A 21,927-nucleotide genomic window follows, 5' to 3' on the forward strand; every position below is an offset into this window, starting at 1 on the left:
ATGCTTCGCGCTATGATGTTGATCTGTATCCGATGAACAGCAGAGACAACGGCAAAGACGGCAGCCAAGATGGCAAAAGAAGAGCAGACAGGAGCGGGACGCAAGCACGCGAGGCCACGCGGCGCGACGGTCGCGACTTCGCAGAACGATACGGCGTTGTCCCACGCGGAAAGCGCCGAATCCCCCGATTCCACCGACGAAGATAACGCCGGCGGATCGACTTATCTCGTGCCGGGGCTGGAGCGCGGCCTGCGCATCCTCGCCGAATTCAGCGCGCGCGAGCCGATTCTGGGCGCGCCCGAATTGTCGAAGCGTATTGGCATTCCGCGCACGACCACATTTCGTCTGCTGCAAACGCTCGAAGCTTTAGGCTTTCTAGAGCGCGTGAACGGTGACCGCTATTTCCGCCTGAGCGTCGCGGTGCTGCGACTCGGTTTCGAATACTTGAGTTCGCTCGAACTGACCGACGTCGGCACGCCGATTCTCGAACGTTTGCGCGACGCGACCGGCCTCAGCACGCATCTGCTGATCCGCGACCAGCGCGACGTGGTGTTCGTCGCCAAGGCGCAAACCCATGAGCCGATGTTCAGTTCGGTGAAGGTGCATGTCGGCACGCGTCTGCCCGCGCACGCCACGGTGCACGGCCAGGTGCTGATGGGCGATTTGAGTTTCGAAGCATTGCGCCAGTTGTACCCCGAGCCGCAACTCGAACGTTTCACCGAACGCACGCCGGCGACCGTCGAAGAGCTGTATGGAAGAGTGCGCGAAAGCGCGGCGCTCGGTTATGCGGTGAGCGAAGCGTCTTTTGAACGGGGGATTTCGGTTGTGAGCGCGCCGGTGCGCGATCAAAGCGGCAAGATCACGGCCGCGTTGACCGTCACCATTCCGCGATCCGATATCGGCGAAGCGGAAGAGCGCGAGCCGCTCGTGATCGCGGTTTGCCAGGCGGCGCTCGAATTGTCCGAACGCCTCAGCTATCGTCCGCGGCCGGATGATCCGACCGCGGCTCAAGCGCGTCGCAGACCGGTGACGGCGAACTGATCAGAACGAGTGGTGAATACCCGTCAGGACAATCGTCTGATTCCGGCCACTCGATACACCTGCTGTAAAAAACGCGGCGTCCGTATTCGAGCCCGCGCGCTCATACAGCGCATTCACGTATAACTGCGTCGACTTCGACAGCGCGTAGATATCGCCGATCTCGAACTGCGTCCAGCGATGGCCGGCCATGGTCGTGGTCGCGGCACCGCCCGAGACGCTGTTGAACGGCGTGAACTGATAATTCGCGCCCACGTCGTAGCTCTGATACGTGTCCGAATGGCCGGACGATTCCAGTTTCACGCGCGTGTACAAACCATGCACCAGCAGCTTGCCGAACTGGTATGACGCGCCCGCGCCCATGTTCTCGACCTTGGCCGCGGTGTAGGTCGCGGCCGCGACACCCTGGAAGGTGGTGATACCCGTCGTCACGATCGACGGCGTACGGTCGTGCTCATTTGCATAAGTCGCGCCGGCCTTGAACGGACCGTTCGCATAGCTAAGCGCAAAGCTCAGTGTCTTGCCGGTGGAGAAGTTGGTCGTGTTGCCGAGACCCATCATCGCGCCGACCGAGAAACCGTAGAAACTCGCCGAACGGAACTTCACCGAATTGTCGAACGGGACCACGCCCGTGTCAGCGAGTTCGTCGATGTTGCCCGGGTGGAACGCGTACCAGCTCGCGGCCTGATAAGCGGTGCTAAGCGGACCCAGCACGTCGAAGCTGAACGGCGTCTGATGGCCGAGCGTCACGGTGCCGAACTGGTCCGAACTCAAACCCACGAACGCCTGGCGATTGAACAGTGTGCCGGCCTTGGCGAATGCGCCCGTGTTCGTATAGAAGCCGTTTTCCAACTGGAAAACTGTCTTCAGACCGCCGCCCAAATCCTCGACGCCTTTCAGGCCCCAGCGGTCCGGCTGCATGTTGCCTTGTTCCTCGATCCACTTCGCATGGCCGCCTGCATTGCTGATGTACGCGATACCGGCATCCAGGCTGCCGTATAGCGTCACGCTGCTCTGCGCCCATGCGCCAGTCGTTGCGCAAATTGCCGTCAAGCCGGCCGCCGCAATGATGTGCTTCACCGTTGGTTCTCCTGATCACACGACGGATAGCTCGCGCCCTTGTCGTCGTCCCTGATCCTTGCTTTGGGTTGAAAGCAGCTTCGGGTTTATGCGCCAAAACTGCATCGCTTTATGTTCCACCTATGGGCGTTTGTATCGCCTATGGAAAAGTATAGTGAGTCTTGGCGTAGTCAAAATAAATTTTCGGACCCCGTACAAACCCGCATGCGCGCTTTGGCATTTGTCTGAAAATTATAGGGAAACTCAAGCCCAGAAAGGCTTCTGAGCACATTTGGCCATTCATGTCAGTCCACACAAAGCTGTGTGATGAACGCGACAGTCGGTGTTTTCCCCTACCAGCCCAGATTTTTATTTTCTCGAATCAAAGCCACTCCTATAATTATCCATACACGAACTGATGTTCCTTGTATGGAACATAAGGCTTCAGGAGAAGGCGAGAAATGACTGAACAATGGCGCTGCGCCGGCCATGCCGGCGACCTGTCCGAAGACGCGCCGCTCGAGTTCAAACTCGACGGCACCGAAATCGGCATCTACAAGGTGGGCGATGCGCTGTACGCGCTGGAAAACGTCTGCCCTCATGCGTACGCGTTGCTGACGCAGGGCTTTGTCGACGGCGACACCGTTGAATGCCCGCTGCACGAAGCCGTGTTCCATATCCCGACCGGCAAATGCCTGAAAGAGCCCGGCGGCCGCGACCTGAAGATGTACTCCGTACGTCTCGCCGGTGAAGAAATCCAGATCAAGGTGGAATGACATGCGAGAACAAATCGTGAACTTCAATCCCTTCCTGAAGCCGTGGCTCGCGCCGCAGCCGAACAACGTCGCCGGCAAGGGCGTGATCGAAAAACCGGGCGAGACCGAAAACTTCATCTGGCAAACGCGTAAGGCGGTGCCGACCCAATACGAAAACGACTTCGGCGACGCGCTCGAGAAAGTTTTCGAAGCCGGCGCGAACGAGTTGCAGGAAGTCGTCGACGGGCTGAACCACGTGGGTTTCCGCACTCCGGAAGGCAATACGTGGGATGCCGACCGTCTCGCCGCCGAATTCCGCCTGCTCGCCGAATAAGCGCGCTTTCCCGAACACGTCTCATCGCTTTCGTATCCGGAGTCTCTTTATGACGTCCCCCAATACAACGATTCAAGGCGCGGCCGATCCGATCCAGTCCTATCTGGACCGCGGGCTGCGCAATTACTGGTATCCCGTCGCGCCGAGCTGGCAAGTCGGCGACGCGCCGGTCGGCATCACACGTCTCGGCGACCAGATCGTGCTGTGGCGCGACAAGGAAGGCAAAGTCCGTGCGCTCGAAGACCGCTGCCCGCACCGCGGCGCGCGTCTGTCGCTCGGTTGGAACCTTGGTGGCAGTGTTGCCTGCTGGTATCACGGCATTGAAATCGACGGCGGCGGCACGGTCACGAAAGTCCCGGCCGTCTCGAACTGTCCGCTGGAAGGCCAGAAGTGCGTGAAGTCGTATCCGGTCGAAGAGCATGCCGGCGCGATCTTCCTCTGGTTCGGCGACGACGCCCACAAAGAACCTGCGCCCCTCGTGCTGCCGGAAGAACTGGTCGGCGAGGAGTACGCCAACTTCCTGTGCATGTCGAACTGGAAGTGCAATTACCAGTACGCGATCGACAACGTGATGGACCCGATGCACGGCGCGTATCTGCACGCCACCTCGCACTCGATGGCCGAAGGCGACAAGCAGGCCGACATGCGCGTGCGCAAGACCGAAACCGGTCTGATGTTCGAAAAGGTCGGCCAGCGCGACGTGAATTTCGACTGGGTCGAGCTTGGCGAAACCGGCACGCTGTGGATGCGCCTCGCGATTCCGTACAAGAAGAAATTCGGCCCGGGCGGCAACTTCGGGATCATCGGCTTTACTACGCCGGTCGACGAAAACAACTGCCAGGTTTACTTCTGGCGCACGCGCAAGGTGTCGGGCTGGCAGCGCGACGCATGGCGCTTCATGTATCGCAACCGTCTGGAAGGTCTGCATTGGGACGTGCTGGAGCAGGATCGCTATGTTCTCGAAAGCATGGCGCCGAATGCACGTCAGCACGAATTCCTCTATCAGCACGACGTCGGCATGACGCGTGTGCGCCGCATGTTCCGTCAGCGCGCGCAACAACATTTCGCCGAGCTGGACGCGTATCGCGTTCAAGCGGATCAAGCCACGCAAGCCGGCACGGCTCAAACCGAAGCAGGCCACAGCCATGCATAACGAAGCGGCACCGGCATTGTCAGCACTCAACGGCCGGCGCGTCTTGGTGACCGGCGGCGCGCGCGGTCTCGGCGCGGCGTTTGTTCGCTCGCTGGTGCAAGCCGGTGCGCAAGTGGTGTTTGGCGATGTGCTGCATGACGAAGGCTGTGCGCTTGCCGCATCGCTCGTCGAGCAGGGTCATGCGGTGACATATCTGCCGCTCGATCTCGCCGACCCCGCCAGCATCAAGCAATTTGCCGATCAGGCGGCGGCGCAGCTTGGCGGTGCGGACGCACTGATCAACAACGCGGCGATCACGAACTCCGGCGGGAAGTTCGCCGACGAATTGTCGGTCGACACGTGGGACGCGGTGATGAACGTCAACGTGCGCGGCACCTGGTTGATGAGCACCGCGGCGCTGCCGTATCTGCGCGACTCGGGCCGCGGCAGCATCGTCAACATCGCGTCGGACACGGCGATGTGGGGCGCGCCGAAGCTGCTCGCGTATGTCGCGAGCAAAGGCGCGGTGATCTCGATGACCCGCTCGCTGGCGCGCGAATTCGGCGCCCACGGCGTGACGGTCAACGCCATCGCCCCGGGCCTCACCGAAGTCGAAGCCACGGCTTACGTGCCCGCCGAGCGCCACCAGTATTACCTGCAAGGCCGCGCGCTCACGCGCGCACAAGTGCCCGACGACGTCACCGGGCCGGTGCTGTTCCTGTTGTCCGACGCCGCGCGCTTCGTGACCGGCCAGTTGCTGCCGGTCAACGGCGGCTTCGTGATGAATTGATCTTGTCGAATCGAAAGGAGAAAGAGATGGCGGACGCCGAACTGGAACGCAAATCGTGGGAACAACCCGCGGACGCGAACTTTGCACAATGGTTGGACAGCCGCGTCGCGCGTCTGGAAACGCGTCGTTATGACTGGGACGCGCTGAAGTTCCAGGCCGACTACGACCCGAAATACCGCCGCGCGCAAATGCGCTATGTCGGCACGGGCGGCACAGGCGTCGCGAAGGATGTGAACACGGTGCCCGCGGGCGGCTTCACGTTTTCGACGATGGTGATCCCGGCCGGCAATATCGGTCCGAGCCATATTCATATGGATGTCGAAGAAATCTTCTTCGTGCTGCGCGGCAAGATGAAAGTGATCTGCGAGAAAGACGGCGAAACGTGGGAAGCCGTGCTCGGCGAGCGCGATCTGATCTCGGTGCCGCCTGGCGTGTACCGCACGGAAGTGAACATCGGCGAAGAAGACGCATTGATGTGCGTGATGCTCGGTTCGCCGAAGCCGATTACGCCGACGTATCCGCCGGATTCGCCGTTGGCCAGGCTCAAGCGCTGAGCCTTCCGTTATCTACGCCGTTTTGAAAACACCCGCGAAGGAAATCATGTCCGCAGTCCCGTCCGCTACCGCCGATCAGAACGCTACGCTCGAAGCGCGCCTTGCGCGCTTTCCCGCGCAGCAGATCTGGCTCGCGTCACAACGCGCCGTGAGCTATCGCGAGGTGGATAGCGCCACAAGCGAAGCACTGCCTGTGGTGCTGCTGCACGGTATCGGTTCGGGCGCGGCTTCGTGGGTACAGCAGTTTGAAGTGCTGGGCGAAACGCGCCGCGTGCTGGCGTGGGATGCGCCGGGCTACGCAGCATCCACACCTGTGGAGGCCGAATCGCCCGTTGCGAGCGATTACGTCACTGTATTGAAGGCGTGGCTCGACGCGCTCGGCATCGAACGTTGCGTGCTGCTGGGGCATTCGCTTGGCGCGATCATCGCGGGTGCGTTTGCCGTAACGAATCCGCAGCGGGTGGCCGGCTTGCTCTTGTTGTCGCCCGCCGGCGGTTATGGCGCTTCGTCAGCGGAAGTGCGGGAAACGAAGCGCGACCAGCGTCTCGCGATGTTGCAAGAACTCGGTCCGCAAGGCCTCGCCGAAAAGCGCAGCACCAATATGTTGTCCGCGCACGCGAGCGACGAAGCGCGCGCATGGGTGCGCTGGAACATGTCACGCGTGATCCCGCACGGCTATGCGCAAGCGACGCATCTGCTCGCCAACGCTGATCTTGCCAGCGATCTCGCGCGCTACACAGGCCGCATCAACATCGCGGTCGGCGCCGACGACGCCATTACGCCCCCCGAAGCCTGCGAGCGACTCGCGCTGGCCGCCGGCACCCAACTGCAGGTCGTGCCACGCGCGGGGCATGCCGGTTATATCGAAGCACCCGCCGCGTACACCGCGATCATCGACACGTTCTGCCGCGCGAGCGACGGACAACGGAGCCTATGAATGACGCCCGACACGATTAGCGCCGAGCGCGGCGCGGACAACGACCGCAATGACGCAGACACCAGCAGCGAGATCAGCTATCGCGTGCCGGGTCTGGAACGCGGTCTGAAGATTCTGACGGAGTTCTCGCCACGCGAGCCGGTTCTCGGCGCACCGGAATTATCCAAGCGCCTGAAGATTCCCCGCACGACGGTGTTCCGTCTGCTGCAAACCCTCGAATCGCTCGGCTTTCTCGAGCGTGCCGACAAAGACCGTAACTATCGCCTCGGCGTCGCGGTGCTGCGGCTCGGTTTCGAATATCTGAGCTCGCTCGAATTGACCGATCTCGGCTTGCCGATCATCGAAGCGCTGCGTGACGACACCGGTCTCACCAGCCACATTGTGATTCGCGATGGACGCGACGTCGTGTTCGTCGCCAAAGCGCAAAGCCACGCGCCGATTTTCAGCTCGGTGAAGGTGAATGTCGGTACGCGTCTGCCGGCTTACGCGACGACGCACGGCCAGGTGCTGATGGGCGACATGACGCTCGACGAGCTGAAAAAGCTCTATCCCGAGCCGGAACTCGAACGCTTCACGAAACAGACGCCCGCCACCGTCGACGATCTGTACGAACGGATTCGCGACGACGCCAAGCGCGGTTTCGCGATCAGCGAGTCGTCATTCGAGCGCGGTATTTCGGTGGTGAGCGCGCCGGTTCGCAACGACACGGGCCGCATCGTCGCGGTGATCACGACGACGATTCCGCGCCACGAGATCGATGCCTCGCTGCTCGACAGCGGCCTGATCGACAAGGTCCGCCACGCGGCTGATGAACTTTCGCAGCGGCTCAACTATCGGCCGAAGGGTAGCCCGAATGCGGGCACGAAATACATGAAGGCACTGGGGCTCAAATGATTCAAATCGACTTGACCGGACAGGTAGCGGTGGTGACGGGTGGCTCGTCCGGCATCGGCCTCGCGACTGCCGAACTGTTTCTGCGGGCAGGTGCAACGGTCGCGATCTGCGGACGCGATGCCGAACGGCTTGCAAAAGCGGAAGCTGCATTGAAGACGCAGTTTCCTCAAGGGCAACTGTTGGCGCAAACCTGCGACGTGCTCGACGCCGACGAAGTGAACGCATTCGCGCAAGCGGTGCGGGCACGCTTCGGTCGCACCGACATGCTGGTGAACAACGCCGGCCAGGGCCGCGTATCGACCTTTGCCGACACCACCGACGACGCCTGGCGCGAAGAACTGGACCTGAAGTACTTCAGCGTGATCCGCCCGACCCGCGCCTTCCTGCCGATGCTGCGTGATGCAGCAAACGCAGCGGTGGTCTGCGTGAACTCGCTGCTCGCGCTGCAACCCGAGCCGCACATGGTGGCGACGTCGTCGGCGCGCGCCGGCGTGCTGAGCCTCATCAAATCGCTCGCGGTCGAACTCGCGCCGCAACGCATCCGCGTGAATTCGATTCTGATCGGCATCGTCGAATCGGGTCAATGGCGCCGGCGTTACGCGAAAGAAGCGCAGCCGGGCCAGAGCTGGGAAGACTGGACCGCCGAACTGGCGCGCAAGAAAAACATTCCGCTAGGCCGCTTCGGTCGCCCCGAAGAAGCCGCACAAGCGCTCTTTTATCTGGCTACGACGCTGTCGTCCTATACGACGGGCAGTCACATCGATGTTTCTGGAGGCGTTGCACGACATGTCTAACACAACCACCGTTGGCGAACTGATCGCCGCTTTTCTCGAGCAATGCGGCGTTCAAACCGCATTCGGCGTGATCTCGATCCACAACATGCCGATCCTCGACGCGATCCACAATCGCGGCAAGATTCGCTACGTCGGCGCACGCGGCGAAGCGGGCGCGGTGAACATGGCCGATGGCCTCGCGCGTGTCTCCGGCGGCCTTGGCGTGGCATTCACCAGCACCGGCACGGCAGCGGGTAATGCCGCCGGCGCAATGGTCGAAGCACTGACGGCCGGCACCGCCCTGCTGCACGTCACCGGCCAGATCGAAACCGAATACCTCGACAAGGACCTCGCGTACATCCACGAAGCACCGGATCAACTGTCGATGCTGCAGTCGATTTCGAAGGCCGCGTTCCGCGTGCGCTCGGTCGAAACCGCATTGCCGACGATCCGCGAAGCCGTACGTGTCGCGCAAACCGCGCCGAGCGGTCCGGTCAGCGTCGAAATTCCGATCGACATTCAAGCGGCCGAAATTGAATGGCCCGCCGATCTGGGCGCGCCGCACGTCACCACGCTCACGCATTGCAGCACGCGCGTCGCGCAATTGGCGGATCAACTCGCGAATGCGAAGCGCCCGCTCCTGTGGCTCGGCGGCGGCACGCGTCACGCTCGCGCTGCGATCGAACGTCTCGTGGCGCTGGGCTTCGGTGTCGTGACCAGCGTGCAAGGCCGTGGCGTGCTGCCGGAAGATCATCCGGCAACGCTCGGCGCGTTCAACGTGCACGCCGCTGTCGAGCGCTTCTACAAGACGTGTGACGCGCTGGTGGTGGTCGGTTCGCGTCTGCGTGGCAATGAAACGCTGAAATATAAGTTGGCGTTGCCGCAACCGCTGTATCGCATCGACGCCGACGCGCTCGCCGACAACCGCGGCTATCGCAACGACATGTTCGTGCACGGCGATGCATCGGCCGTTCTCGAAGAACTCGCGACGCTGCTCGAAGGCCGCCTGAAGGTCGATCCGACCTTCGCGCAAGACCTGGCCGCCGCGCGCGAAAGCGCTGTCGCGGATGTGGGCAAGGGCCTCGGCCCGTACAAGCGGCTCGTCGACGCGTTGCAACAGGCCGTGGGCCGCGACTACAACTGGGTGCGCGACGTCACGATCTCGAACAGCACGTGGGGCAACCGCATGCTGAAGATCTTCTCGCCGCGCGCGGGCGTTCATGCACTCGGCGGCGGCATCGGCCAGGGCATGCAGATGGGCATCGGCGCCGCGCTCGCCGGCAATGCGGCCAAGACCGTGTGCCTGGTTGGCGACGGCGGCCTGATGGTCAACGTCGGTGAACTCGCGACGGCCGTGCAGGAAAACGCCAACGTCATGATCGTGCTGATGAACGATCAGTGCTACGGCGTGATCCGCAACATTCAGGACGCGCAATACGGCGGCCGCCGCTGCTACGTCGATCTGCACCAGCCGGATTTCGCGCAGTTCTGCGAGAGCCTGAAGCTCACGCACTACCGCATCAAATCGCTCGACCAGGCCGAAGACATCATCCGCGAAGGCATGGCGAAGACGGGCCCCGTGCTGGTTGAAGTGGACATGCTGTCGGTCGGCTCGTTCGCCACCGCGTTCGCGGGCCCACCGGTCAAGGAACAGGAGCCGGAACATGCATGACGCCGGCTACGCGGGGCATCACGCACCCATCGACGTCGCGATGATCGGCTTCGGCGCGATCGGCCAGGCGGTGTATCGCTCGGTCGAGTCGGATCCGACGGTGCGCGTGTCGCACGTGATCGTGCCGGAGCGTCATATGGCTTCGGTGCGTGAGGTGGTGGGTTCGTCGGTCGATGTCGTGGCGTCGGTGTCCGCGTTGAGCAGCCGGCCGCATTTCGCGCTGGAATGCGCGGGGCATAGCGCACTGGTCGACCACGTGGTGCCGTTGCTGAAAGCCGGTACGGATTGCGCGGTCGCCTCGATCGGCGCGCTGTCCGACATGATGTTGCTGGACGCGCTTTCCGCCGCAGCCGATGAAGGCGACGCAACGTTGACGCTGCTGGCGGGCGCGATCGGTGGGGTGGATGCGTTGTCCGCCGCCAAGCTCGGCGGTCTCGACGAAGTATTGTATACGGGCCGCAAGCCGCCCACGGGCTGGCTCGGCACGCCCGCCGAACAAGTCTGCAATCTGCACACGCTGAGCGAAGAAACCGTGATTTTCGAAGGCAGCGCGCGCGAAGCGGCGCGGCTGTATCCGAAGAACGCCAACGTTGCCGCGACGATCGCGCTTGCCGGGCTGGGTCTGGATCAGACCATGGTCCGCCTGATCGCCGACCCGCAGGTGTCGCGCAACGTGCACCGCATCGTGGCGCGCGGCGCATTCGGCGAGATGTCGCTGGAAATGTGCGGCAAGCCGCTGCCGGATAACCCCAAGACGTCCGCATTGACCGCGTTCAGCGCGATTCGTGCGCTACGCAATCGCGCGGCCCGCTGCGTGATTTAAGACATTAGCTGAAGCAAACCGGAACGACCGACATGACTCACTTCGATACCAGCCTCGTGCCCACCGGCGATATTTTCATCGGCGGCGAATGGCGGCAAGGGCGTGGCAACCCGTACAAAAGCCTGTATCCGGCGGATCAGTCGGTCAACATGGAAATCTCGACGGCGAATGCCGACGACGCCCGCGAAGCCGTGGAAGCCGCGGATATCGCCTGGCGCCGCGCGGATTGGTCGGGTTTGAAGCCGCATCAACGCGCACTGATTCTGTACCGCATCGCCGATCTGATCATGGCGCGCCACGAAGCGCTCGCGCAATTGCAGCGTCGCGACAACGGCAAGCCAATCGGCGAAACGCGCGTGCTGGTGGCGAGCGCGGCGAACACCTTCCGCTATTTCGCGGCCTGCCTTGAAACGCTTGACGAAGAAGTCACGCCTTCGCGTGGCGACTATCTGACGATGAGCATTTACGAGCCGATCGGTGTGATTGCGGCGATTACGCCGTGGAACTCGCCGATTGCATCGGACGCGCAGAAGCTGGCTCCGGCGCTGGCAGGCGGCAACGCCGTGGTGCTGAAGCCGGCTGAAGTGACGCCTTTGGCGTCGCTTGCGTTGGCTCGCATCTGTGAAGAAGCCGGTGTGCCGAAGGGCGTCATTAGCGTGGTGCCCGGTAAAGGCTCGGTGATCGGCGACGTGTTGGTGCGCCACCCGCTGGTGAAGAAAGTGTCGTTCACGGGTGGCACCGAAGTTGGCCGCGGTATCGCGCGCATCGCTGCGGACAAGTTGATGCCGGTCTCGCTCGAACTGGGCGGCAAGTCGCCGACCATCGTATTCGACGACGCCGATCTCGACCACGCGGTCAACGGCGTGCTGTACGGCATTTTCAGTTCGTCGGGCGAAGCGTGTATCGCGGGCTCGCGCCTGTTCGTGCAGCGCTTGATCTACGACGCATTCATGAAACGTCTCGTGGAAGGCGCACGCAAGTTGCGCGTCGGCGATCCGTCGCGTGCGGAAACGCAGATGGGTCCGCTGATTACCTCGGCCCATCGCGAAACCGTCGAACGCTACGTCGCATTGGGTCTGGAAGAGGGCGGCCGCCTGCTGTGCGGCGGCGAGCGTCCGGTGGGCGATGGCCGCGAACAGGGCACCTATTTCCAGCCGACGATACTCGAAGGCCTCGCGAACGACGCCCGCATTTGCCAGGAGGAAATTTTCGGCCCCGTGCTTGTCGCCATGCCGTTCGACGACGAAGCCTCGCTCCTGAAAGAAGCGAACAACAGTGTGTTCGGCCTCGCCGCCGGCATCTGGACGCGCGATTACAAACGCGCCTACCGGATCGCCCGCGCGCTTGAGACCGGCACTGTGTGGATCAACACCTACAAGCTGTTCTCGATCTCGACGCCGTTCAGCGGCTGGAAGGAGAGCGGCATGGGACGCGAGAAGGGCCGTCTCGGCATCCGCGAATACATGCAGCAGAAGAGCCTCTACTGGGGCTTGAACGACGCGCCGCTGGCGTGGGCGAACTAATACGCAAGATACGCAAGAGGCACGTTATGACGATTCTCGGCATTGAACAGATTATTTACGGTGTGACGGATCTCGCGACCTGTCGGCGGTTTTTCGCTGACTGGGGCCTGAAAGAGATCGCGCACGACGACCAGCACGCACGCTTCGAAACGCTGAACGGCTGCACGATTCTTGCGGTCGATGCGAACGACCCGTCGCTGCCGCCCGCGTTCGAAGAAGGGCCGACGTTGCGCGAAGTGACATGGGGTGTGGCAACCAAAGGCGAACTCGACGCATTGCGCGGGCGATTCGCCGGTCAGCCGGGTCATTTCGAAACGGAAGACGCTGTGGGTTGTATCGATCCGAACGGCATGGCGATTCGCGTTGAAGTGACCCGCAAGCGTGCGCTCGATATTCACGGTTCGCCTTCGAACGTGTGGGGGCAAACGCTGCGAGTCGATCAACCGTCGCCGATTTACGAACGTGCCGAACCGGTCGAAGTGGGTCACGTGGTGTTCTTCACGAATCAACTCGCGGAACAGGAAAAGTTTTACCAGGAGCTGCTCGGCTTCGAAATGTCGGACCGTTATCCGGGCCGCGGCGCGTTCATGCGCTGCGCACCGCACGGTGGCCACCATGACATCTTTTTGCTGGCCTTGCCGGGCGGTAAGCGCGGTCTCAATCACGTCGCGTTCACCGTGCGCGATATCCACGAAGTGTTCGGCGGCGGCATGCACGTCAGCCGTTGCGGTTGGGATACGCAACTGGGCCCGGGGCGTCATCCGGTGTCGTCGGCGTACTTCTGGTACTTCCAGAATCCGGCCGGCGGCCTGATCGAGTACTACGCCGACGAAGACCATCTCACGCCCGAATGGCAGCCGCGCGATTTCGAACCGGGTCCGAACGTGTTCGCTGAATGGGCGATCGATGGCGGCATCGATGGTAATACACGTCGGCAGAAAAACGCGAAGGCGCCGGAAGGCAAGTTCATGACGGAGCGAAAAAATGACTGACGCTGCTGCTGAAAAGGCTCAAGCCGCGCATGCCGGACTCGAAGCGCCGCGCACGATCGTCGTGATCGGCGGTGGTCAGGCGGCGGGTTGGGTCGTGAAGACATTGCGCAAGGAAGGTTTCGCCGGCCGCCTCGTGATGATCGCCGACGAGATTCATTTGCCGTACGAGCGCCCGCCGTTGTCGAAGGCTGTGCTCTCAGGTGAAGCGAATATCGAAACCGTGCGCCTCGTGACACCCGACGATTTCGACGCGCTGAATGTCGAAACATGGCAACCGGAATGCGCGACGTCGATCGATCGTGAACAGCGGGTCGTGCGCACGCAGTCGGGCCGTGAGGTGCAATACGACCGTCTCGTGATCGCTACGGGCGGCGCGGCGCGCCGCTTGCCGCAATCGCTGGTGAAGACCTCGCACATCACTTATCTGCGTACGCTCGACGAAGCCGTCGCTTTGGGCGAACGCTTGCGTGCAAGCAAGCGCGTGCTGGTAGTCGGCGGTGGCTGGATTGGCCTCGAAGTCGCGGCTACTGCGCGCAAGCTCGGCGTCGAGGCAACCGTAGTAGAAGGTGCGCCGCGTTTATGCGCTCGCTCGTTGCCGCCGATGGTGTCGGATTTCCTGCTGCAACTGCATCGTGCGAACGGCGTGGATGTACGGTTGAAGGCGGCGCTGGTCTCGATTGCGGATCATCCGAACGACGCCAACCGTATTCGCGCAACGTTCGCTGATGGTTCGACACTGGACGCCGATTTCGCCGTCGCCGGCATCGGCCTCACGCCGCATACGGCGCTCGCGGAAGCAGCGGGCATCAAGGTGGAAGACGGCATCGTCGTCGATCACTTCGGCGCGACTGACGACCCGCGCATCTTCGCGTGCGGCGACGTCGCGAATCATCCGAGCGCGTGGTTGAAGCGCCGCGTGCGGCTCGAATCGTGGGCCAATGCACAGAACCAGGCGATCTCGACGGCGAAAGCATTGCTCGGCAATTTCGAACCGTATGCGGATATTCCGTGGTTCTGGTCCGATCAATACGACGTGAACCTGCAAATCCTCGGCGACATTCCGGGCGATGCGCAACTCGCCGTACGCGGCGATGTGCCGGGCAAACGCGCCACGCTTTTCCATCTGGAAGACGGCACGATTCGCGGCGTGATCTCCATCAACACTCCGCGCGAACTGAAATTGTCGCGCAAGTGGATGAACCAGGGCCGAACCATCGACCTGGCCACCCTGACTGACGCCTCAACGGCGCTTGCCTAACCACATCTACGGACGGCACCACGGCATGAGAACCATCGACAACACCATGGGGGACCGCAGCAGCGCCGGTGTCTCAGGCCCCGTGACCCGGGGCTCGATCATCGCGCGTCTCGAGCGCTTGCCGAAGAATGCGATGCAGGTGCGCGCGCGCATACTGATCGGACTCGCGACGTTCTTCGACGGCTTCGACGTGATCGCGATCGCGGCGACGCTGCCGATCCTGATTGCGAAATGGCATCTGACGCCTTGGGAAATCGGCTTCCTGATCGGTTCCGGTTCGGTCGGGCAATTGATCGGCGCGTTCGTGTTTCCGTGGTACGCGGAGCGTAAGGGCCGCGTGAAGGCAATTGCGTTGAGCTCGGGGATTATCGGTATCACGAGTATTGCTTGCGGCTTTGCGCCGACCTTCGCGGCGTTTGTCGTGTTGCGCGTGATTCAAGGGCTCGGGCTCGGCGGTGAATTGCCGGTAGCGGCGACCTATATCAATGAGATCAGCCGTGCGCATGGCCGTGGTCGTTTCGTGCTCCTGTATGAAATCGTTTTTTCCGGTTGGTTTGCTCGCATCGAACGCGTTGGGTGCATGGATCGTGCCGCGTTTCGGATGGCAGGCGATGTACTTTATCGGCGGCATGCCGTTGATCCTGTTCTTCGTGCTGCGCAAGCTGGTGCCGGAATCGCCGCGCTGGCTCGCCGAGCGTGAACGGATGGCCGACGCCGATGTTGCGGCGCACGCTTTCGAGCGCGCTGTGAAGGGTCCGCTGCCGCCAGTTCTTAATTCGGCTGAATTCGAAGCGATGGCCAATCGCCATCCGAAGCGCCGTATGGGCGATCTTTTTGGACCGGCCTATCTGAAGCGCACGATGGCTGTGGCGATGTTGTGGATTACATGCGGCTTTATTCAGTACGGTTTGTCGACGTGGCTGCCGACGATCTATCGCACGGTTTATCACGCGCCGCTGCAACTGGCGTTGAATCTGGCGGTGGCGGCTTCGGTGCTGGGTGTAGTGGGTTCGCTGACTTGTGCGTTGCTGGTCGATAAGGTGGGTCGCAAGCCGATTATCAATGTGTCGTTCTTGGCGTGTGCGTTGTCGTTGCTGCTCGCGGGTGTGTTTCACAATTCGTCGGTGTATGTGGTGGCGACGTGTTGCGCGTTTTCGCTCGGCTTCCTCGCTTGCGGCTTCATCACGGCTTATGTTTATACGCCGGAGTTGTATCCGACGAGTATTCGTGCGATGGGTTGCGGTGTGGGCGGCGCGTGGCTGAAGGTGGCGGCGATCTTCGCGCCGGCGATCGTGTCGAAGACGATGATTGGCGGCAATCTGGACGTGGCGTTTTATATTCTCGCGGCCGTGCCGTTCATGGCGGCGATCGCAGTGCACTTTCTGGGTATTGAGACCAAGGGCAAGGTGCTTGAGCAGCTCGAGGCTTGATGCTTATTACGTGCGATGAGTTTGATGAGTTTGGTGGGCGGTTGAGGTAGCGGTACCGCAATGGCAGGAAAGCGAAGGGCGCACTGGGTGGTGCGCCCTTCGCTTTTGAGCGAGAGGTGTGGCGCCAGGCGAGCCGGTCATTGCGAAACTTGCTTGGCGGAGTAGTTGTTCCACAACTCACCCAGGATCCACAAAGCCATCAATCCAACCGACGCTGCGGCGAGCGTTTTGGGCATCGCTATCGCGACCGTCAGACTAATCAGAAAGAGATAGACCTTGGCAAGCGGGTTGACCGCTGCAATCGTTTTTCGCCATGACGTCTTGCCGATTATGCTGCCGGCAACCGGCAATACCGCAAACAGGCACCACGCAAACTGCGCCGCGTTCGGCGCCGACGACATGGATAGCGCGACGAACACAGCGGCGCCGAAAAACCAGCCTGCAGCTAAAAGCCGGATCAGCGCAGGTCGGTGCTGCAGCAAGCCACGCAGCGCAGGCAGCGAAAACTCACAGAACAATGCGATCAGCACGCCGTGCGCAATCGGCAAGGTCCATGAGCCGGGATCGACCGACGTCCAATGGCCGTAATAGCCGCAACAGTAGGCCACCTGCGCCGCGAGGATAAGGACGTTCATCGTGCTTCGCAATGGCCCGTGCGCGATGATCGCGCACCCGATACATAGCGCCAGCAAAACCATCGCCGTGGGTGTAGTCGACGGGTCGGGTCCGGTGGCCAGATCGCTCGTCACGACCACGAGCCACAACACCACCCATCCATAGCGCACAAAGGGCGACAGGCGCAGCGCGTGCACTTTTCGCATGATGGCCGGGGCGAGGTCATACAGGCGTGCTGCTGCAATGCCGAGGTGGATCGCGACGATAGCCAGCGCCGCGAACAATTCGCGTGGGCCCCATGCGACGATCGAGCGATGTTTCTCCGCCGGCACGAGCGTACCGACGAGCAGCATGCTGCTCGTCGTGCCGATCAGCAGTGCGGTGCCGACCAATCCGGAGAAACCTGCGCGCAGGGTAAGACATCGCGCCCAGAAGTCGAGCCTGGCTGTTTCGCCGCGGGCCTTCACGACGTTCGGGTAGTAGTTAAGCAGTGCCGGTACGAGCTCGGCCATCTCGTCACGGACCGTTTCCGTACGTAGCGCCCATAAGCCACGAGTGAGGCCCGGCGCAGGCGCGTCCATCAGAGCGATCGCGCGTGGAAATCGGACCCGCAACGCCAGGTAGTCTTCGTCAGTGTAGATGCGCGTCAATGCGCGGGTCGCCGTGGCCCGATCACGTCGCAGCAGATGCTCTGCGTTTTCACGCCAGCGGAGGACCGTGCAAAGCGCGGTTCTAAGTTCTGCTGGCATGTCTTCGTTCAGGCAGTGGCACAGCGCCAGCCATTCGAGTTCGTCGAGTATCGAGAAGCTGATGACGGATTCGAAAAGATCGGCTACCGAGCGGCGCAGCGATACCTTGTCGGGGTTCGCCAGAAACGCATGCCAAAGCCGGGTCGCGTCTTCTCGCGATTGCGCCGCGCGCATCGCGGCGGATGGCACGGGCGCTTCCGGCGCGGGCTCAGGAGATGCTCGCGGCGTTGGCGTCACGTTTATGACGGGTGCTTTCGCGGGCTCACCACTAGCTGTCTCGGCAATTACGGGCGCCGCGGCGCCCGCCGCCATTTGCAAAGCAGACTCATACGCGTACCGCAGACGCTGAAACGCCTCCGCATCTTCATCCGGGCGTTGCTGTTTCAAAAGACGCGCATAAGCGCGGCGCACGGTGCGCTCGTCGGCGTTCGCCGCGATGCCGAGCAGGTCCCACGGCCAGTGATAGGTAGAAGTCGTATCCATAGCCGATCAATACGTCACGTGCACATCGAAACGATCCAGCAGCGCGCTCAGTTCACTTCTCGCATGAGCGATTTCCTCAGTGTTCTGCCGTTCGAGCAGCGACTGGAACCGCGCGATATGCGCGGCCAGATGTTGCCGCTGGTCGCCGAGCGTTTCCTCATAGACACGATCCGCGCGCGTGAGCAGCGTACGATTCTCCAATTGATCGCGCGGATGAATCTTCAGCGCGCTCAATGCGGCGAGTCGTTCGCGGATTTCTTCCGGGGTCAGCACGCCGGGGTTTTCTTCGATCACCATCGCGCGCTTCACGCCGTCGGGAAAGGCCGTGGCTTCCACTTCGAGCACGCCGTTGATGTCATACGTGAAACGCACATCCGCACCAGCCTGGCCGGCAGGCTTGACCGGCACCTCCAGCTTGAATTCACCGAGCGGCACGTTGCCGGCGGTCAAGCGCGCTTCGCCCTGGAACACCTTGATGCTTAAGGCCTGCTGACGGTCGCTCACTGTAAAAATGCGCTGCATGCGGCTGACCGGCACGATCGTGTTGCGCTCGATGATCGGCAGAAAATGCCCCGGCACATATTGATTGGCGCCGACCTGCATCGCGGTATCGATGCCGAGGCTATACGGCGCGACATCGGTCAACACCATTTCGTCGAGGCCTGCGTCACGCGTAACGAGCCCTGCCTGCACCGCAGCGCCGAGCGCGACGACTTCGTCCGGGTTCAGATGGGCGGCGGGCAAACGGCCGAACATCTTCGAGACCAGCTTGCGCACCATCGGCATACGCGAGGCGCCGCCGACAAGAATAATTTCGTCGAGTGCATCGACGGCGATCTTCGAATCGCGCAACGCGCGCTCAACCGGTTTGCGCAGCCGTTGCAGCAAATGTTCGCAGGTCCGCTCCGCAGCCGCCGCATCGAGTTCGAGGCTATGCTCGCCGTCGCCAATCGTGAGCTTGAGCGTGACGCTATCGGCGCCGTTTTGCGTGAGCATTCGTTTCGCGCGTTCGGCCTGCTGATGCAGGCGCTGCGCGGCAATCGGCGTGAGCGATTCGACTCGAAGGTTATTGCGCTTGCAGAACAACTCGACCAGCGCCTCGGTGAAGTCTTCGCCACCCAGAAAGTTGTCGCCCGTGCTGGCGCGCACTTCCATAACGCCTTCGAAGAAGTCGAGCACCGAGACATCGAATGTGCCGCCGCCCAGATCGAAGATCAGGAATTTGCGTTCGCTGTCGCGCTGATGCACGCCGTACGCGAGCGAGGCCGCGGTCGGTTCGTTGACGAGGCGCAGCACATTGAGCCCCGCCAGTTCGCCGGCAATGCGCGTGGCTTTGCGTTGCGCGTCGCTGAAATAGGCGGGCACGGCGATCACGGCGTCGTATACGGCTTCGCCGAGAAACGCCTCGGCATCGGCCTTCAACGATTTGAGCACCAGCGAAGACAGTTCCTCCGGACGCAGTGTCTGCACGCCAAGCGACACGTTGCGATTCGTGCCCATGTAGCGTTTGAAGTTGGCGGCGGTGCGTTCGGGATGCGTATGTAATCGATCGTGGGCAGGACGGCCGACGAGGATCGAGCCGTCGTCGTCGATCGAGACGCACGAGGGCGTCAGCACGTCGCCCAGTGCATTCGGGATGAGGGCCGCCTGATTATTGCGCCAGACCGCCGCAAGACTATGCGTGGTTCCAAGATCGATGCCGATGATCGAAGGCATGTACAGTTTCCGATTCGTTCTGCGCCCCTCCGTGAGGAGATCGCCCAAGGTCGCTAAGGTCGCGTGGGGGCCAGGTGTAGCCCCGTCCAATGGCGATAACGGCAGACTGCATACAAACTTGAGCCGCGCTGGGTCGCAGCTGCGATTCGAATCGGCTTAGGGGATGCGATTCGCATGGCAGCTGGACAAGCAGCCCGCCATACGAATGCTGTGCGCCGCGGGTGGCCGGCGGCGCGAGGAGGGGAGCGAACGCCTGCTATACGGGCGTGTTTTGCAGAATCACAAGGCTTTGCGATAGATGATGAAGCCAGAGCGGTCAGCGACCTTGTCGTACAGTTTCATCGCCGTGTGGTTCGTCTCATGCGTTTGCCAGTAGACCCGCTCCAAACCGTCAGCCTTGGCTCGCGCATACACCGCTTTGATCAGCACACGGCCGACCCCTTTACCGCGCTCCGCTTCCAGCGTGTAGAGATCCTGCAGATAGCAGGTCGGCGCCACCATGGTGGTGTGACGGTGATACAGGAAGTGCACGAGGCCAAGCAACTGGCCGTTGCGTTCGGCGACCATCGCGTGAATCGGCTCGTAGGCGTCGAAGAAACGCCCCCACGTGACCTCTGTCACCTCGCGCGGCAAGGCCGTTTCGCCCGAGCGGCCGTAGAACGCGTTGTAGGCGTCCCACAACGGCAGCCAGGCGTCGAAGTCGGCGCGCGTGACGGGGCGGATTTGAATCGAATCGGGCATGGGCGTGGCTCCTTGTGTGGTGAGGGTTGTCGGCGAGCGGATCGCCGCTGCCAAGGCTGGGTCGAACAAGCATAGACGGCCGTGCAAGTCGTCAGCATAAGAAATTTGTGGCACCATTGTTAGCTCCACAATGTGACCAGAATTTGGAGCCACGAAATTGGACTACGGCCTGTTGATGTCGAACGTGGAACGCGCAATGGGTGGGCGCAAGCTCACGCAGCAGGACTTGCTTTATGAGAGTCTGCGCCGCGCCATTCTCGATGGCGATATCCGTCACGGCAGCCGTCTTCTTGCCACGCGCGCGCTCGCCGAACAATTGGGCATTGCGCGCAACTCGGTGCTCTACGCCTACGAACGGCTGACCGACGAGGGCTTCATCACGGCGAGCCGGCATGGGTCCATCGTCAGCATGGTGAGCGGTTCCGCTACGTCGATCTCAGCAACAAGCGGCAGCACGCGGACGCCTGAAAATCGCCTGTCGCGCCGCGTCGCCGATCTGCCGCGCGAACGCACGAACCCCGACGACCCCACGCCGTTTCGTCCCGGCGTGCCCGCGCTCGACGAATTCCCGCTCGCGCAATGGCGTGCTTCAATGGAGCGTGCATGGCGGCTGGTGGACCCGAGCGAACTCGGCTATGGCAACAACGCCGGGCACCCCGCATTGCGCCGTTCGATTGCCGAATACGTGCGCGTGTCGCGCGGCGTGCGATGTTCGGCGAAGCAGGTGTTCATCACCTCGGGCACGCAGGCGAGTCTCGATCTATGCGCGTGCATGCTGGCCGACCCCGGCGACAGCGTCTGGGTCGAGGACCCCGGCTATCACGGCGCGAAGGCTGCGTTTCAGGCCGCCGGTTTGCAACCGGTGCCGATTCCTGTGGATGCCGCCGGCATGGCGCCGACGCCCGATCACTGGGACCAGACGCCGCCACGTCTGATGTACATCACCCCCTCGCATCAATATCCGCTGGGCAGCGTGCTGAGCCTGGAGCGGCGCTGGTCGATCATCGAGAACGCGGTAGCGCGTGGCGCCTGGATCATCGAAGACGACTACGACAGCGAACTGCGCCACAGCGGTCCGCCGCTGCCGTCGATCCAGGGCCTCGCGGCCAACACGCCGGTGATTTACCTCGGCACCTTCAGCAAGACGATGTTTCCGGCGCTGCGGATGGGCTTCATGGTCGTGCCTGCGCACCTCGTCGCCGAAATCGACGAGGCGCTCAGCGAGATCGCCCGGCAAGGGCGCGTGGCTGAACAGATCGCGTTAGCGGATTTCATCGACAGTGGGAAATATGCGCGGCATTTGCGGCGCATGCGGCGGCTATATCAGCAGCGCCGCACCGCATTGGTGAATGCGATCGAGCGGCACATGAGCGACCTGGTGACGGTTTCGTCAGACGGAGGTGGCATGCATTTGACGGTGCGGCTCGATGCACCGCTGCGCGATCAGGACGTGAGCGCAGCGACGCGTGCGCACGGCTTGCATATCGCGGCGCTCAGTGCGTTTTGTCAGCCGTCTGCTAAAAATGCCGCGCGCTACAACGGCTTCATGCTTGGCTACGCGGGGATCAAACCGCACGAAGCGGACGCGCTAGTGGCGCGGCTCGCTGCCGTGGTGCGTGGGCTAAACCGTGAACGCCGCATTATTACGAAGAAATAACG

General features: G+C 62.2%; 19 protein-coding genes and 1 pseudogene. 16 read left to right on the forward strand and 4 right to left on the reverse strand.

Translation table 11 applies throughout. The features are described 5' to 3' along the window. Nucleotides 1-69 precede the first annotated feature (69 nt). Nucleotides 70-1,041: an IclR family transcriptional regulator gene (locus tag B0G76_RS17605; protein WP_120293734.1), complete on the forward strand. Its 972-nt coding sequence runs from the start codon at nucleotides 70-72 to the stop codon at nucleotides 1,039-1,041. Here B0G76_RS17605 and B0G76_RS17610 read toward each other — a convergent pair whose 3' ends face one another. Continuing rightward, nucleotides 1,042-2,118, reverse strand: coding sequence for a porin (locus tag B0G76_RS17610; RefSeq protein WP_120293735.1), 1,077 nt, complete (start codon nucleotides 2,116-2,118; stop codon nucleotides 1,042-1,044). Between the two features lie 440 nt (nucleotides 2,119-2,558). On the opposite strand from B0G76_RS17610, the gene B0G76_RS17615 reads away from it, so the two are divergent. The 14 genes and pseudogenes from B0G76_RS17615 to B0G76_RS17680 all read left to right on the forward strand — a co-directional run bounded on the left by B0G76_RS17615 (nucleotide 2,559) and on the right by B0G76_RS17680 (nucleotide 15,964). Further along, on the forward strand, nucleotides 2,559-2,873 hold the full coding sequence (locus tag B0G76_RS17615) for a non-heme iron oxygenase ferredoxin subunit (RefSeq protein ID WP_020068683.1): 315 nt from the start codon (nucleotides 2,559-2,561) through the stop codon (nucleotides 2,871-2,873). Nucleotide 2,874: 1 nt separating this feature from the next. After that, nucleotides 2,875-3,186 (forward strand): recombinase-like helix-turn-helix domain-containing protein, encoded by a 312-nt coding sequence (locus B0G76_RS17620; RefSeq protein ID WP_120293736.1) that lies wholly within the window; start codon nucleotides 2,875-2,877, stop codon nucleotides 3,184-3,186. Between the two features lie 49 nt (nucleotides 3,187-3,235). Continuing rightward, entirely contained in the window at nucleotides 3,236-4,339 is a 1,104-nt protein-coding gene (locus tag B0G76_RS17625; protein WP_120293737.1) for an aromatic ring-hydroxylating dioxygenase subunit alpha, read from the forward strand. Then, complete coding sequence (locus tag B0G76_RS17630; RefSeq protein WP_120293738.1) at nucleotides 4,332-5,108, forward strand: SDR family oxidoreductase; 777 nt, start codon at nucleotides 4,332-4,334, stop codon at nucleotides 5,106-5,108. Before B0G76_RS17625 ends, B0G76_RS17630 begins: the two co-directional genes overlap by 8 nt. A gap of 26 nt (nucleotides 5,109-5,134) precedes the next feature. After that, nucleotides 5,135-5,662 (forward strand): cupin domain-containing protein, encoded by a 528-nt coding sequence (locus tag B0G76_RS17635; RefSeq protein WP_120293739.1) that lies wholly within the window; start codon nucleotides 5,135-5,137, stop codon nucleotides 5,660-5,662. 46 nt (nucleotides 5,663-5,708) lie between these two features. After that, a complete protein-coding gene (locus tag B0G76_RS17640) occupies nucleotides 5,709-6,599 on the forward strand; it encodes an alpha/beta fold hydrolase (protein WP_120293740.1) in 891 nt (296 codons plus the stop codon). Next, complete coding sequence (locus B0G76_RS17645) at nucleotides 6,600-7,493, forward strand: IclR family transcriptional regulator (RefSeq protein WP_120293741.1); 894 nt, start codon at nucleotides 6,600-6,602, stop codon at nucleotides 7,491-7,493. Next, entirely contained in the window at nucleotides 7,490-8,287 is a 798-nt protein-coding gene (locus tag B0G76_RS17650) for an SDR family oxidoreductase (protein ID WP_120293742.1), read from the forward strand. The genes B0G76_RS17645 and B0G76_RS17650 overlap by 4 nt, the downstream gene beginning before the upstream one ends. After that, nucleotides 8,280-9,938, forward strand: a complete 1,659-nt coding sequence (locus tag B0G76_RS17655; protein WP_120293743.1) for a thiamine pyrophosphate-binding protein — start codon at nucleotides 8,280-8,282, stop codon at nucleotides 9,936-9,938. Before B0G76_RS17650 ends, B0G76_RS17655 begins: the two co-directional genes overlap by 8 nt. Continuing rightward, a complete protein-coding gene (locus tag B0G76_RS17660) occupies nucleotides 9,931-10,761 on the forward strand; it encodes an aspartate dehydrogenase (RefSeq protein ID WP_120293744.1) in 831 nt (276 codons plus the stop codon). The genes B0G76_RS17655 and B0G76_RS17660 overlap by 8 nt, the downstream gene beginning before the upstream one ends. Before the next feature lie 32 nt (nucleotides 10,762-10,793). Next, nucleotides 10,794-12,284 carry an aldehyde dehydrogenase gene (locus B0G76_RS17665; protein ID WP_120293745.1) on the forward strand — a complete coding sequence of 497 codons (1,491 nt, stop codon included), beginning with the start codon at nucleotides 10,794-10,796 and terminating at the stop codon, nucleotides 12,282-12,284. 26 nt (nucleotides 12,285-12,310) lie between these two features. Then, the gene (locus B0G76_RS17670; protein ID WP_120293746.1) at nucleotides 12,311-13,276 is read left to right on the forward strand and encodes a VOC family protein; all 966 of its coding nucleotides are present in this window, start codon (nucleotides 12,311-12,313) and stop codon (nucleotides 13,274-13,276) included. Further along, nucleotides 13,269-14,534, forward strand: a complete 1,266-nt coding sequence (locus B0G76_RS17675; protein ID WP_120293747.1) for an NAD(P)/FAD-dependent oxidoreductase — start codon at nucleotides 13,269-13,271, stop codon at nucleotides 14,532-14,534. The genes B0G76_RS17670 and B0G76_RS17675 overlap by 8 nt, the downstream gene beginning before the upstream one ends. Nucleotides 14,535-14,559: 25 nt before the next feature. Next, nucleotides 14,560-15,964 (forward strand): annotated as a pseudogene (locus tag B0G76_RS17680) (MFS transporter). 137 nt (nucleotides 15,965-16,101) lie between these two features. Here the strand turns inward: B0G76_RS17680 and B0G76_RS17685 are convergent. From B0G76_RS17685 to B0G76_RS17695, 3 genes are all read right to left on the reverse strand, one after another. Beyond that, complete coding sequence (locus B0G76_RS17685; RefSeq protein ID WP_120293748.1) at nucleotides 16,102-17,811, reverse strand: J domain-containing protein; 1,710 nt, start codon at nucleotides 17,809-17,811, stop codon at nucleotides 16,102-16,104. Nucleotides 17,812-17,817: 6 nt separating this feature from the next. Beyond that, nucleotides 17,818-19,527, reverse strand: a complete 1,710-nt coding sequence (locus B0G76_RS17690; protein ID WP_120293749.1) for a molecular chaperone HscC — start codon at nucleotides 19,525-19,527, stop codon at nucleotides 17,818-17,820. 279 nt (nucleotides 19,528-19,806) lie between these two features. After that, on the reverse strand, nucleotides 19,807-20,268 hold the full coding sequence (locus tag B0G76_RS17695; protein WP_120296472.1) for a GNAT family N-acetyltransferase: 462 nt from the start codon (nucleotides 20,266-20,268) through the stop codon (nucleotides 19,807-19,809). 157 nt (nucleotides 20,269-20,425) lie between these two features. On the opposite strand from B0G76_RS17695, the gene B0G76_RS17700 reads away from it, so the two are divergent. Continuing rightward, the gene (locus tag B0G76_RS17700) at nucleotides 20,426-21,925 is read left to right on the forward strand and encodes a PLP-dependent aminotransferase family protein (RefSeq protein WP_120293750.1); all 1,500 of its coding nucleotides are present in this window, start codon (nucleotides 20,426-20,428) and stop codon (nucleotides 21,923-21,925) included. Nucleotides 21,926-21,927 lie beyond the last annotated feature (2 nt).

Origin of the sequence: Paraburkholderia sp. BL23I1N1 (genome assembly GCF_003610295.1) — a bacterium.
In the GTDB taxonomy this organism is placed as follows: Bacteria; Pseudomonadota; Gammaproteobacteria; order Burkholderiales; family Burkholderiaceae; genus Paraburkholderia.

Coding starts and splice junctions, on each gene's coding strand:
- B0G76_RS17605 (WP_120293734.1), top strand. CDS start 70: ATGGCAAAAGAAGAGCAGACAGGAGCGGGACGCAAGCACGCGAGGCCA.
- B0G76_RS17615 (WP_020068683.1), top strand. CDS start 2,559: ATGACTGAACAATGGCGCTGCGCCGGCCATGCCGGCGACCTGTCCGAA.
- B0G76_RS17620 (WP_120293736.1), top strand. CDS start 2,875: ATGCGAGAACAAATCGTGAACTTCAATCCCTTCCTGAAGCCGTGGCTC.
- B0G76_RS17625 (WP_120293737.1), top strand. CDS start 3,236: ATGACGTCCCCCAATACAACGATTCAAGGCGCGGCCGATCCGATCCAG.
- B0G76_RS17630 (WP_120293738.1), top strand. CDS start 4,332: ATGCATAACGAAGCGGCACCGGCATTGTCAGCACTCAACGGCCGGCGC.
- B0G76_RS17635 (WP_120293739.1), top strand. CDS start 5,135: ATGGCGGACGCCGAACTGGAACGCAAATCGTGGGAACAACCCGCGGAC.
- B0G76_RS17640 (WP_120293740.1), top strand. CDS start 5,709: ATGTCCGCAGTCCCGTCCGCTACCGCCGATCAGAACGCTACGCTCGAA.
- B0G76_RS17645 (WP_120293741.1), top strand. CDS start 6,600: ATGACGCCCGACACGATTAGCGCCGAGCGCGGCGCGGACAACGACCGC.
- B0G76_RS17650 (WP_120293742.1), top strand. CDS start 7,490: ATGATTCAAATCGACTTGACCGGACAGGTAGCGGTGGTGACGGGTGGC.
- B0G76_RS17655 (WP_120293743.1), top strand. CDS start 8,280: ATGTCTAACACAACCACCGTTGGCGAACTGATCGCCGCTTTTCTCGAG.
- B0G76_RS17660 (WP_120293744.1), top strand. CDS start 9,931: ATGCATGACGCCGGCTACGCGGGGCATCACGCACCCATCGACGTCGCG.
- B0G76_RS17665 (WP_120293745.1), top strand. CDS start 10,794: ATGACTCACTTCGATACCAGCCTCGTGCCCACCGGCGATATTTTCATC.
- B0G76_RS17670 (WP_120293746.1), top strand. CDS start 12,311: ATGACGATTCTCGGCATTGAACAGATTATTTACGGTGTGACGGATCTC.
- B0G76_RS17675 (WP_120293747.1), top strand. CDS start 13,269: ATGACTGACGCTGCTGCTGAAAAGGCTCAAGCCGCGCATGCCGGACTC.
- B0G76_RS17685 (WP_120293748.1), bottom strand. CDS start 17,811: ATGGATACGACTTCTACCTATCACTGGCCGTGGGACCTGCTCGGCATC.
- B0G76_RS17690 (WP_120293749.1), bottom strand. CDS start 19,527: ATGCCTTCGATCATCGGCATCGATCTTGGAACCACGCATAGTCTTGCG.
- B0G76_RS17695 (WP_120296472.1), bottom strand. CDS start 20,268: ATGCCCGATTCGATTCAAATCCGCCCCGTCACGCGCGCCGACTTCGAC.